The sequence below is a fragment of the Streptomyces sp. NPDC057474 genome (genome assembly GCF_042802555.1).
Lineage (GTDB): Bacteria > Actinomycetota > Actinomycetes > Streptomycetales > Streptomycetaceae > Streptomyces.
Genome location: NZ_JBHVDX010000265.1, coordinates 1 through 12,182, shown reverse-complemented (window position 1 = coordinate 12,182; position 12,182 = coordinate 1). Strand labels below are relative to the sequence as shown.

General features: G+C 70.7%; 11 protein-coding genes and 2 pseudogenes. 7 read left to right on the top strand and 6 right to left on the bottom strand.

The features are described from left to right. Window positions 1-29: 29 nt before the first annotated feature. From ACFU53_RS41855 to ACFU53_RS41840, 4 genes and pseudogenes are all read right to left on the bottom strand, one after another. Window positions 30-956 (bottom strand): carbohydrate ABC transporter permease, encoded by a 927-nt coding sequence (locus ACFU53_RS41855; protein ID WP_384004960.1) that lies wholly within the window; start codon window positions 954-956, stop codon window positions 30-32. A gap of 2 nt (window positions 957-958) precedes the next feature. Continuing rightward, window positions 959-1,903 carry a carbohydrate ABC transporter permease gene (locus ACFU53_RS41850; protein WP_384004958.1) on the bottom strand — a complete coding sequence of 315 codons (945 nt, stop codon included), beginning with the start codon at window positions 1,901-1,903 and terminating at the stop codon, window positions 959-961. Continuing rightward, complete coding sequence (locus ACFU53_RS41845) at window positions 1,903-3,243, bottom strand: ABC transporter substrate-binding protein (protein WP_384004956.1); 1,341 nt, start codon at window positions 3,241-3,243, stop codon at window positions 1,903-1,905. Before ACFU53_RS41845 ends, ACFU53_RS41850 begins: the two co-directional genes overlap by 1 nt. 73 nt (window positions 3,244-3,316) lie before the next feature. Next, window positions 3,317-3,930 (bottom strand): annotated as a pseudogene (locus ACFU53_RS41840) (beta-galactosidase); the annotation flags it as partial. A gap of 123 nt (window positions 3,931-4,053) precedes the next feature. Here ACFU53_RS41840 and ACFU53_RS41835 point away from each other — a divergent pair. The 7 genes from ACFU53_RS41835 (at window position 4,054) to ACFU53_RS41805 (ending at window position 9,557) form a co-directional block, all read left to right on the top strand. Further along, window positions 4,054-4,797 carry an SDR family NAD(P)-dependent oxidoreductase gene (locus ACFU53_RS41835; RefSeq protein WP_384004954.1) on the top strand — a complete coding sequence of 248 codons (744 nt, stop codon included), beginning with the start codon at window positions 4,054-4,056 and terminating at the stop codon, window positions 4,795-4,797. Window positions 4,798-4,840: 43 nt separating this feature from the next. After that, on the top strand, window positions 4,841-5,587 hold the full coding sequence (locus ACFU53_RS41830; protein WP_384004952.1) for a FadR/GntR family transcriptional regulator: 747 nt from the start codon (window positions 4,841-4,843) through the stop codon (window positions 5,585-5,587). Then, a complete protein-coding gene (dgoD, locus tag ACFU53_RS41825) occupies window positions 5,584-6,729 on the top strand; it encodes a galactonate dehydratase (protein ID WP_384004950.1) in 1,146 nt (381 codons plus the stop codon). Before ACFU53_RS41830 ends, dgoD begins: the two co-directional genes overlap by 4 nt. A 47-nt stretch (window positions 6,730-6,776) precedes the next feature. Beyond that, window positions 6,777-7,397: a bifunctional 4-hydroxy-2-oxoglutarate aldolase/2-dehydro-3-deoxy-phosphogluconate aldolase gene (locus tag ACFU53_RS41820; RefSeq protein WP_384004948.1), complete on the top strand. Its 621-nt coding sequence runs from the start codon at window positions 6,777-6,779 to the stop codon at window positions 7,395-7,397. Between the two features lie 41 nt (window positions 7,398-7,438). Then, entirely contained in the window at window positions 7,439-8,359 is a 921-nt protein-coding gene (locus ACFU53_RS41815; RefSeq protein WP_384004962.1) for a sugar kinase, read from the top strand. Window positions 8,360-8,374: 15 nt separating this feature from the next. Continuing rightward, window positions 8,375-9,262, top strand: coding sequence for an SMP-30/gluconolactonase/LRE family protein (locus ACFU53_RS41810; protein ID WP_384004946.1), 888 nt, complete (start codon window positions 8,375-8,377; stop codon window positions 9,260-9,262). A gap of 76 nt (window positions 9,263-9,338) precedes the next feature. Then, on the top strand, window positions 9,339-9,557 hold the full coding sequence (locus tag ACFU53_RS41805; protein WP_384004943.1) for an isocitrate/isopropylmalate family dehydrogenase: 219 nt from the start codon (window positions 9,339-9,341) through the stop codon (window positions 9,555-9,557). A 326-nt stretch (window positions 9,558-9,883) separates the two neighbouring features. Here ACFU53_RS41805 and ACFU53_RS41800 read toward each other — a convergent pair whose 3' ends face one another. Together ACFU53_RS41800 and ACFU53_RS41795 are read right to left on the bottom strand one after the other, a co-directional pair. Next, window positions 9,884-11,899, bottom strand: coding sequence for a beta-galactosidase (locus ACFU53_RS41800; protein ID WP_384004941.1), 2,016 nt, complete (start codon window positions 11,897-11,899; stop codon window positions 9,884-9,886). 63 nt (window positions 11,900-11,962) lie between these two features. Then, window positions 11,963-12,150, bottom strand: a pseudogene (locus ACFU53_RS41795) (sugar ABC transporter permease); the annotation flags it as partial. Window positions 12,151-12,182: the final 32 nt, after the last annotated feature.

Below are 12,182 nucleotides of genomic sequence, written 5' to 3'. Positions count from 1 at the left end.
GTTCCGCGCCGGGCACGCGCCACTGTGTGTCAGCCCTTGACGCTGCCCTGGGTCAGACCGGAACGCCAGAAGCGCTGCAGGACGAGCATCGCGGCGGCCAGCGGGAGGATCGACAGGAACGCTCCGCCGATCGTGAGCTGGTAGAGCTCGGGATTGCGGTCGGCCGCCGACTGCCAGGTCGTCAGGCCCAGGGTGATGGGGTATTTGCGGTCGTCGGAGAGCATGACCAGCGGCAGGAAGTAGTTGTTCCAGATGCCGACGAACTGGAAGAGGAAGACGGTCACCAGAGCGGGCGTCATCGTGCGCAGGACGAGGGTGCCGAAGATCCGCCATTCGCCGGCGCCGTCGACCCGTGCCGCCTCCAGCATCTCGACGGGCACCGCCGCCTCGGCGTAGATGCGGCACAGGTACACCCCGAACGGGCTGACCACGCTGGGGATCAGCACGGCCCAGTAGGTGTTGGCCAGGCCCACCTTGCTGAACAGCAGGTACAAGGGGAGTGCGAGAGCGGTGCTGGGCAGCAGCACACCGGCGAGCACCACCCTGAAGACCGTCTCCCGACCGCGGAAGCGGTACACGGCGAGGGCGTACCCGGCGGCGCACGCGAGCAGGGTCGCGAGCGCGCCGCCGACTCCCGCGTACAGGATGCTGTTCCAGGTCCAGTTCCAGAACACACCGTCGTCGTAGGAGAAGACCTGCGACAGGTTGTGCAGCCACTGCGGGTCGGAGAACCACAGTCCGAAGGTGCCGAAGAGGTCGGCACCGCTCTTGGTGGAGGCCACCAGCAGCCAGTAGACGGGCAGCAGGAAGTAGAGCGCCGCGACGGTCAGCAGTGCGACGAGCAGGATCCGCGAGGGCTTCACGCCGCGGCGCGGCCTGCCGGTACGGCGTTCTCCGGCGGCCCGTGGAGCGTGGCCGGAGGCGGCCGTCGGCTTCTTGACGGGGGGTGTGGACACGCTCACCGTGCATCCCTTCCCTTCCTGCGGTTCACCAGGCTGAGGAAGCCGAAGGACAGCACGCTCGCGACGAGGGCGAGGATCACCGACTCGGCTGCGGCGAGGTAGATGTTGTTGTTGGCGAAGGCTTCGTTGTAGGCACTGAGGTTCGGTGTGTACGAGCTGGTGACCGTCGAGGTCAGTGGCTTGATGACCAGTGGCTCGGCGAACAGTTGCAGTGTGCCGATGATGGAGAAGACGCCGGTGAGTACGAGGGCGGGCCGGGCCAGGGGCAGTTTGATCCGGATCGCCGTCTGCCATGCGCCGGCTCCGTCGATGCGCGCGGCCTCGTAGAGCTCCTGCGGGATCGCCTTGAGCTGGGCGACGATCACCAGCATGTTGTAGCCGGCGAACTCCCAGATCACGATGTTGGCTATGGACCACAGCGCGGTGTCGTAGCCGAGGAAGTCGGGAGCGAGTCCGGCCTTGCCGAGCAGGTCGACGATCGGGCTCACGCCCGGTACGTACAGGAAGCCCCACAGGATCGAGGCGATGACCCCGGGGACGCCGTACGGCAGGAAGTAGGCGGCACGCAGGATGCCCGCCCAGCGCTGGGAGAGCGTGTCGAGGGCCAGTGCCAGCGCGGTGGCCAGCAGCAGCATCACCGGGATCTGCACGACGCCGAAGAGCAGCACCCGCGCGAAGCTCTCCAGGAAGGCCGACTGCTGCAGGGCGAGGGAGTAGTTGTCCAGCCCGGCGAAGCCGACGGTGGCCGGACCCAGGCCCAGCGAACCGGAGCGGACCGGCTTGAGCATGCTCTGGTAGATGGCGTAGCCGAGCGGAAGGACGAAGGTGAACAGGAAGAGGGCGACGAAGGGGAGGAGGAACGTCCATGCCGCCCGGTCCGGGCGAGCGGAGCGCCTGCCGCCCGGTGCGGACTTCTTCGTCCGGCTGATCGCGGTGCTCATCACGCGCTCCTCGCCTTGAGGCCCTTGGCCAGCAGGTTGTCCACGGTGTTCTTCTGCGCGCCGGCCAGTGACGAGGCGAGCGAGCCGTCTCCGGCGATGGCGGCGCCGAAGGCGTCTCCGAGCTGGGCGAAGTCGGCGTCCGTGGTGGGGGACCACTTCCAGGAGGTGTCGATGGCCCGGTCGGACGCGGTGAACACGTCGTTGTACCGCTGGCCGCCGAAGAACGGGTCGGGCTTGTCGAGTGCCGATCCGCGGAAGACGCCGGTGGCGGCGGGCCAGCCGTAGCCGACCGAGATGTTCAGGTCGACGGCCTTGGGGTCGGTGTTGACCCAGTGCGCGAACTGCAGCGCCTCACGCGGGTGGCGCGTGCCCTGGAGGATGGCGGTGGACGATCCGCCCCAGTTGGCGGAGGCGTTGTCTCCCCGAGTCCACTGCGGCAGGGGAGCGACCCGCCACTTCCCCTTGGTGCCCGGTGCGTTGCTGCGCAGCATGGCGTCGCCCCACTGCGGCCCGACCCAGGCGGAGATCTGTCCGGTCTGGGCCTGCCTGAACCAGGCGCTGGACATGTCGGGCCCGACGAACACGAGGTCGTCACGGACCATCCGCTCCCAGAAGTCGGCCACCTCACGCGAGAGATCGTCGTCCAGGGCGACGATCCAGTCGTCGCCCTGGGTCCGTATCCACCGTGCACCACGCTGCCAGCACATCGCGGCGAACCAGCTGGGCTGGTTGGGCGCGAACGTGCACAGCCGGGCGCCGCCGCCGCGGGCCTTGACCATGCGGGCGGCCTGTTCGAAATCGGCCCAGGTGGCGGGAGTTTCGATGCCCCACTTCTCGAAGAGGTCCTTGCGGTAGAAGAGGCCCATCGGGCCCGACGCCTGCGGGATGGTACGGACCCGCCCGTCGAATACGCCCTGGTTCCACTGCCACGGCACGTAGCTGTCGCGCAGCTCGTCGGCACCGTACGCGCTCAGGTCCGTCAGGCCGTTGACCAGCATGAAACCGGGAAGCTCGTGGTACTCGACCTGCGCGAGGTCCGGGGGGTTCCCGGCCGTCAGCGAGGCGTGCATCTTCTGGTAGCCGCCCTGCACGTTCTGGGGGATGGTCTGCATCTCGACGTGGATGTCGGGGTGCGTCCGGTTCCACAGGTCGACGGTCTTCTGCATCGGCACCCAGGTCCAGAAGACGAGTTTCACCTTCTGGCCGGGGCGTGTGGCTGTCTGCCGGGTCGTGCGGGCGGCTCCGACGGTCTGGCCGCAGGCGGAGAGGGCCGGAAGCGCGGCGAGTGCCCCGACACCCCACCCGAGTGCAGACCTCCGCGAGGGTGGCGAACTGTTCATATCTGTCCCTTGTGTCCCTTGTGACTTCTTCTGCGGCTCGATCGGTTGTCTACGGCTCGGTCAGTGCGCTCTCGTAGTGCTGGGCCCAGAAGGCCGTCGACCAGGCGTCGTTGAGCGCCTCGATACCGTCGTGCCGCTCGACCAGCCAGCGCCTGAAATCGGCCGCGGACTCGTCGCACCAGCACTGCGGGGTGTGGCAGCCGTACTCGTTTCCGATGTGCCACATCTCCAGCGCCGGATGGTCGGCGTACCGGGTGGCCAGCCGCTCGACCAGGCGGGTGGCGTACTCGCGGGAGACGCCGCTGGAGGGGCAGTAGCGCTGTCGTCCGCCGGGCCACATGCGGCGGCCGTCGGCTGTCTCGGGAAGGATCTCGGGGTGCAGTCGGGACAGCCATGGCGGCGGGGCGCCGTCATGGTGGCCAGGCACACGGCCGCGCTCGCTCCGGCGAGGTTGTCCATGACCCGGTCGAACCAGGTGAAGTCGAACTCGCCGGGAAGGGGTTCGACCTTCGCCCAGGAGAAGATCCCGGCCGTCACCATGGAGACGCCCGCTTCCTTCATGAGCGCCATGTCCTCGGCCCGTACCCCCTCGGGCCACTGCTCGGGGTCGTAGTCGCCGCCGAAGGCGATTCCGGCCGGGCGCGGGCGCCGCCGGCTGTCGATCGGGGCTGGAGATGCTTGTTGCATGCGGGTCAGTTTTGGAGCGGCCCGGCCACCCCGTCAAGATATATTCATAATTAATTGAAAGAGCTATGGTGGGTGCGTAGACAGTCACGAGGGGAGACACGAGCGATGACGGAATGCCGCAGGATGAGCGGGCGCGTTGCGGTGATCACCGGCGCCGCCCACGGCATCGGCGCGGCCACGGCTCACAGACTCGCCGCCGAGGGCGCGACGGTCGTCGTCACGGACGTGGACGACACTGCGGGCAAGGAGGTCACGGCCGCCATCACCGGCCAGGGAGGTCGTGCGGAGTACATACGCTGCGATGTCACCTCGGCCGCCGACTGGGAGAACCTGGCCCGCCACGTCGAGGAGCACCACGGACGGCTGGACGTGCTGCACAGCAACGCCTTCGCCCAGCTCAACAAGCCTGCCCACGAACTGAGCGAGGCCGAGTGGGACGGTCAGATGGCCGTGCTGCTCAAGCCCGCCTGGCGGGCGATGAAGACGTTCGCGGCCATGCTGCGCGAGGCCCAGGGCTCCGTCGTTCTGACCTCCTCGGTGCACGCGGTCATCGGGTTGCCGGGCCATGCCGCCTACGCCGCCGCGAAGGGTGCGCTGTGCTCGCTGGGGCGGCAGCTGGCCGTCGAGTACGGTCCGGACATCCGGGTCAACACGGTGCTGCCCGGCCCCATCCTCACCGCCGCCTGGGACGGGATCCCGGAGCCCGACCGGGAGCGCAGTGTGGTGGCGACGGCGGCCAAGCGGTTCGGACAGCCGGAGGAGGTGGCGGCCGCCGTCGCCTTCCTGGCATCGGCGGACGCCTCCTATGTGACCGGAGCCAGCCTGGTGGTCGATGGAGGATGGAGCGTCATGAAGGAGTCCTCGTGAGCGTCGCGCACAGCGCTTCAGGACCTGAACGGAAACGGAGAACGTGGTGACCCATCCCGGTAGGGGGCTGCACGGCCAGGCGGTGGAGGAACTGGGCCGACGCATCATCCGCGGCGACTACCCTCCCGGCTCCGTGGTGGACCCGATCAAGTTCGAGACGGAACTCGGCGTCAGCAAGACCGTGGTACGCGAGGCGCTGCGCGTGCTGGCGTCCAAGGGCCTGCTCGAGTCGAAGCAGAAACGCGGTACGACCATCCGGCCTCGCGCCGACTGGAACCTGCTCGACAGCGACCTGCTGCGCTGGCAGGGCAGCAGCGCTCCCACCGACGGCTTCCTGGAGGACCTCGCCGAGGTCCGCGTGATCGTCGAGCCCGCCGGAGCCCGCCTCGCCGCGACCCGCCGCACCGACTCCGACCTGGACGCGATGCGGCAGGCGCTCGACGCGATGGCCGCGGCCGGCACGGACGCGGACGCGATGGTCGAGGCCGACCTGGCCTTCCACCGCGCCCTGCTGGACGCCGCGCACAACGAACTGCTCAGCCGGATGGAGGTCGTCATCGAGGCCGGCCTGCGCATCCGCGACCGGATCGTGCACGGCGCCCGGCACTTCTCCGACTCCATCCCCGTGCACCAGGAACTGCTGGACGCGGTCGAAGCGGGCGACCCGGACGCCGCCGTGGCCGCCGTCGAGTCCCTCCTGGCCCAGGCGTCCGACGACCTGGCCGCCGTACGGGCCCGGGACGACCACGACGACGTAGCGACCGACCCGCTGCCTAAGGAACTTCCTTGAAGATAACCGGACTTGAGACGTTCCTGGTGGCTCCGCGCTGGCTGTTCCTGCGCGTGGCCACCGACGAGGGCGTCACCGGCTGGGGCGAGCCCGTGATCGAGGGACGCGCCGAGACCGTACGCGCGGCGGTCCATGAACTGGCCGACCACCTCGTCGGCCGGGACCCGTTGCGCATCGAGGACCACTGGCAGGTACTCACCAAGGGCGGCTTCTACCGGGGCGGCCCCATCCTCTCCAGCGCCGTCGCCGGCATCGACCAGGCGCTGTGGGACATCGCCGGCAAGACCTACGGCGTCCCGGTGCACCGCCTCCTCGGCGGCCCCGTACGCGACCGGGTCCGGATGTACGCCTGGATCGGCGGCGACCGCCCCAGCGACGTGGCGGAGCTCGCCGAGGAACAGGTGAAGGCGGGCTTCACCGCCGTCAAGATGAACGCTTCGGCCGAACTCGCGCCGATCGACACCCCGGCACGCACCGCACAGGTCGTCGAACGCGTCGCCGCCGTCCGCGAAGTGCTCGGCGACGAACGGGACATCGCCGTCGACTTCCACGGCCGGGCCTCCACCGCCATGGCCCGCCGCCTGCTGCCCCAACTGGAGCCACTGCACCCGCTGTTCGTCGAGGAACCCGTGGCGCCGGAACACTCGGGCAACCTGCGCAGCCTGGTCGAGTCCACGAACATCCCGCTCGCCACCGGCGAACGCCTCTACTCCCGCTGGGACTTCCGCGAGGTACTGGCCAGCGGAATCGCCGTCGCCCAGCCCGACCTCTCGCACGCCGGCGGCATCTCCGAGGTCCGCCGCATCGCCGCCATGGCCGAGACCTACGACGTCACCATGGCCCCCCACTGCCCCCTCGGCCCGATCGCCCTGGCCGCCAGCCTGCAGATCGCCTTCTCCGTGCCCAACTTCCTCATCCAGGAACAGAGCATGGGCATCCACTACAACCAGCAGGCCGACCTGCTGGAGTACGTGATGGACCCCGAACCCTTCCGCTTCGAGGACGGTTACGCCGCCCCCGGGTCCCGCCCGGGTCTCGGCGTCGAGATCGACGAGAAGGCGGTACGCCGCGCCGCCGAGACCGGACACCGCTGGCGCAACCCCGTATGGCGGGGAGCCGACGGAGCGTTCACCGAATGGTGACCACCGCAAGGCCCCCGCACCCTCACGCCCAAGGAGAGCCCGCTCCCATGAACCTGGTGGAATCGCTCCGCGCCCACCGCCTGTTGGCGATCGTCCGCGGCAAGGACCCCGCCGCGGCACTGCGCACCGTACATACCCTCGCCGAGGAAGGTGTCGCGGCCGTCGAGGTCTCGCTGACCACCGCCGACGCGCTGACCGTGATCCGGCAGGCGCGCGCCGAACTCGGCCCCGACGCGCTGCTCGGCGCCGGAACCGTCCGGTCGGCCGCGGACGCCGCCCGCGCCGTCGACGCCGGTGCCTCCTACCTCGTCACCCCGGCACTCGTCGACGGCCTGGAGCCCTACGGCATACCCGTGCTGATGGGCGCCCTGACACCGACCGAGATAGAAACCGCCCTGGCCCGGGGCGCCGCCGCGATCAAACTCTTCCCCGGCTCCCTCGGCGGCCCCGGCTATCTGCGGGCCCTGCGCGACCCCTTCCCCGAGGTGCAGTTCGTGCCGGTCGGGGGAGTGGACGCGCCGGCCGTCCGCGCCTACCTGGACCGGGGTGCCCTCGCCGTCGGGGTCGGCTCACCCCTCGTCGGGGACGCGGCCGACGGCGGCGACCTGGAGCAACTGCGCGCCCGCGCGGCCGAGTTCCGCAAGGTGGCCGCCGGGGAGACGCCGTGACGACCCCGGCTCCACCGGAGGTGGTGACCTTCGGCGAGACGATGGCGGCGCTCCGGGCGCAGGGCGCGCTGCGGCTGGGCGGCAGTCTCGGCCTGTCCGTGGCGGGAGCCGAGTCCAACGTCGCCATCGGCCTCGCCCGGCTCGGACACCGGGTGCGCTGGGCCGGCCGGGTCGGCGCGGACGAACTCGGCGCGCTCGTACTGCGCACCCTGCGCGCCGAGGGCATCGACACCGAGCACGTGATCACCGACGACACCGGCCGGCCCACGGGGCTGCTGCTGACCGAACCCCGCCTGGGCACGCTCACGCGCGTCAACTACTACCGCGCCGGTTCCGCCGGTTCGGCCGTCACACCGGCCGACGTACTGCCCGCGCTCGACCCCGGCTCCCGCATCCTGCACCTGACCGGCATCACACCGGCGCTCAGCGCGTCCGCGGCCGAGGCCGCCCTGGCCGCCGCCACGACCGCTCGCGAGGCCGGCATCACCGTGTGCCTCGACGTCAACCACCGCTCCCGGCTGTGGACCGCGGACCGCGCCCGCACAGTGCTCAGGCCGCTGCTGGCCCGCACCGACCTGCTCATCGCCTCCGAGGACGAGCTGCCACTTGTGCTGGAACGGCCCGGCGCGGACGAGTCCGAGGCCGTGCGCAGCATCCTGGCCGCGGGCGTCAACGAGGTGGTCGTCAAACGCGGCGCACGTGGCGCGACCAGCTTCACCAACGTCGGGCCGACCGACTGCGCGGCACGACAGGTCGACGCGGTCGATCTGGTCGGCGCGGGCGACGCCTTCGTGGCCGGATACCTGTCCGGACACCTCGACGGCGCGGACGCCCCCGCCCGTCTGCACCGGGCGGTCACCACCGCGGCCTTCGCCGTCGCCACCCGGGGTGACTGGGAGGGCCTGCCGACCCGGGACGAACTCGGTCTGTTCGACGAGCCCGACGGCACGACCATTCGCTGACCGGAAGGACTGATCATGACATCTGCATCAGCGCCGACGGCGGTCGTCGTGGACGGCGCGTACGAACTCGCCGAGGGCGGCCGCTGGATCGGCGGCCGGTACGTGTACGTCGACATCCTCAGCGGTCGGCTCTTCGAACTCCCCGACGGCACCGACCCGGCGACCCCGCGCCAACTGGCCCGACTCGATGTGCCGTTGGGCGCTGTCGCGCCGGTGGGGGACCGGCCCGGGGCGTGGATCGCCGCCGCGGGCACCGGCGTCGCTCTGCTCACCGCCGACGGCGCGCTGGAATGGCTGGACCGACCTGAGGACCGCAACCCGGTGCCCAGCCGGATGAACGACGGTGTCGCGGACCCCGCAGGCCGCTTCTGGGCCGGCAGCATGGCCTACGACGGCACCTCCGGCGCGGGCTCGCTCTACCGAACGGACCCCGACGGCACGGTGGTACGCGTCCTCGACGGCCTGACCATCGCCAACGGCCCGGCCTTCACCGCCGACGGCACGACCATGTACCTCGCCGACACGGCCGTCGGCACCCTCCTCCGCTGCCGGGTCGACCCCGCCTCCGGCGACCTCGTCGGCGGCCCGGAGACCTTCGCCCGACTGCGCGACGGCGAAGGCAGCCCCGACGGGATGACCGTCGACGAGGAGGGCTGCCTGTGGGTCGCGATGTGGGGCGCCGGCACGGTCCGCCGTTACCATCCCGACGGCCACCTGCTCCACACCCTGACCGTGCCCGCCCCCCACCCCACGTCGGTGTGTCTGCACCCCGGCGACAACCGCCTCTACGTCACCACGGCCCGCTACGGGGTGAAGAACCCGACCGCGGCCTCGGGCGCGGTACTGAGCGTTCCCGTACCGGTCAGAGGAACGGCAGCCTGCTCCTGGCGGGGCCGGCACTGACGTACGCGAGGACGCCACGGGCATCGCCGAGGACGACGTCACGATCCGGCCCGAGGACCTGGCCGGCCAGAAGCTCATGTTCGAGCCGGTGCCGGTACCGCCCCGGACATCGCGGGCCCAGGACCTCGCCAACCCGATCGGCGCGGTCGGCAGCGCGGCGCTGATGCTGGAGCACTTCGGCCTGCCCGACCGGGCGGCCCGCCTGCACAAGGCGATCGAGGCCACGACCGCAGCAGGATCCTCACCCGCGACGTCGGCGGCACGGCCACGACGGAGGAGGTCACCAAGGCCCTGATCGACGCGCTCCACGCCTGATGGCCTGATGGCCTGATGGCCTGATGGCGAGCCTCGAGCGTCACCGTGGCTTCCCTGAACGCCACGTCCTTGGCAGCGAGCGTGGACGTCACCCGACGTGCCGCCGGTCACGGACAGGGCGGCTCATCCGCGGCGGAGTCGGCGCCCGGCTCCATCGCCGCCCGTGCCTGATCGGTCAGTTCGTGACGACGCACCAGGAACGGACCAACGGCGTCGACCACTTCGCGGACATGATCCAGGTACACCGGAAGTGACCGGACCGCGTACCTGGTGCGGTGCTGCGGACCGGTCACCGCGGCATACGGATCAGCGTGACTCGCGGACGACGGCGACGCCTCCCGGCGGAACGGTGACGGTTCCGGTGACCGGTGCGCCGGTGAGCAGTTCGACGCCTTTGGCGGGCGCTTCGGCCCCCTTCCCGGTGTGGTCGATGAGGAACAGGTAGTCGGCCTCGGTGCCGCGGCGCCGGACGATCTCGATCCCGGCGGGCGCCTCGTGCGCCGGTGTGACGCCCGCCTCCCGGCGGATGCGGTGGAGCAGGTCGGCGAGGGTGTGCGGGTCGGGGTGGGTGGCCAGGTACCAGGCGGTGCCGTCGCCGTGCTGGTGCCGGGTGACGGCGGGGTGGCTGGCCAGTGGGCCGTCGGCGTGGGAGGCGACGGCCTGTGCGCCGGTGAGCCGGATGCGTTCCGACCACAGGTCGGCGGTGGCGCCCGCGGGCACGTCGCCGGTCAGGCCGGTCGTCTCTCCCGGCAGCAGGGGGAAGAGTTCGTCGGTGACCACGCCGAGCACATCGCGGAACGCGCCGGGGTAGCCGCCCAGGTACACGTGGCCGTTCTCGTCGACCATGCCGCTGTGGAAGCCGACGGCCAGTGTGCCCCCGCCTTCGGTGAACCGGGAGAGGTTCGCTGCGGCCGCCTCCGTCACCAGGTACAGCGACGGCACCAGGACGAGTCGGTAGCGGTCGAGGCCCGGGTCGTCGGGGCGTACGAAGTCGACGGCGACCCCGGTTCGCCACAGGGGGGTGTACCAGTCACGCACCAGGTCCTGGTAGCGCAGCTCGCCGCTGGGCTGGGAGGGCAGTTCCAGGGCCCACCGGGCGTCCCAGTCCCAGACGATCGCCACTTCGGCCGAGACCGTGGTGTCCCGTACCTCGGCCAGCGCCTTCAAGTCTCTCCCCAACTGGACGACGTCCCGCCAGATCTGGCTGTCGGTTCCGGCGTGCGGCAGCATCGCCGAGTGCCACTGCTCGGCGCCCGCCTTCGCCGCGCGCCACTGGAAGAAGAGAACGCCGTCCGCGCCACGGGCCACGTGCGCGAGGGCGTTGCGCCGCATCTCTCCCGGCTGCTTGGCGCGGTTGACCTGCTGCCAGTTGACGGCGCCGGTCGAGTGCTCCATGAGCAGCCACGGGCCGTCGGCGAGTGAGCGCATCAGGTCGCCGCTGAGGGCGATGTCGATCTCGGCTTCCGGGTCGTCGGACATCAGGTAGTGGTCGTTGGAGAGGATGTCCAGCTCCGGTGCCCAGCGCCAGTAGTCGAGGGCGTCGAAGGTGCGCAGGACCATGAAGTTGGTGGTCGCGGGGAGGTCCGGAGAGGCCCGGCGCAGCACCTCGCGTTCGGCGGTGCACAGCGAGAGGAGTTCGTCGGAGCAGAAGCGGCGCCAGTCCAGCCGGTGGGTGGGGTTGGGCGGGGCCGGGGTGGTGCGGGGCGGCAGGATCTCGTCCCAGTCGTAGTACCACTGGCTCCAGAAGGTGGTGCCCCAGGCGTGGTTGAGGGCGTCCAGGTCGTCGCCGTACTTCGCCCGCAGCCAGTTCCTGAAGGAGGCGGCGCTGGTGTCGCAGTAGCAGGCCGGGGTGTGGCAGCCGTACTCGTTGTGGACGTGCCACATGGCGACGGCCGGGTGGTCGGCGTAGCGCTCGGCGAGTGCCTCGGTGATGCGCAGGGACGCCCTTCGGTAGGCGGGACTCGACGGGCAGAAGGTCTGGCGGCTGCCGTACGAGAGGGTGCGGCCGTCCTTGTCGACCGGCAGGGCGTCCGGGTGGGCCCGGAAGAACCAGGCCGGCGGGGCGGCCGTGGGGGTGGCCAGGTCGGCGGCGATGCCGTTCTCGTGGAGCAGGGCGAGGATCCTGTCCAGGCGGGAGAAGTCGTACACGCCCTCCGCGGGCTCCAGCAGTGCCCAGGAGAAGATGCCGACGCTGACCATGTTCACCCCGGCCTCGCGCATCAGGCGCATGTCCTCGGCCCAGACCTCCTCGGGCCACTGCTCGGGGTTGTAGTCACCGCCGTAGGCGATGCCGGGAAGGCGAAGGTGGCGTTCGGCATTCATGGGTGGTACTCCGAGATGTGTAGGGGAAGGGGCGGGCTGTCAGCCCTTGTTGGCACCCAGCGTGAAGTTGTCCAGCCCGACCCACTTGATCGAGTCGAAGCCGATGCCGTCCCAGGTGGTGAAGGCCAGCGCGATCGAGGCCAGCGCCGTCACCCACACGAGGGCGACGTGCAGGATCGTCGGCAGACCCGCCATCAGGCCCAGGTGAGCCTGTCCCGGCGGGTGAGGAGCCGCCGGTGCCCCTGTGGCACCTTCGCGGCTTGTGCGGTCTTGGCGGCAGGGC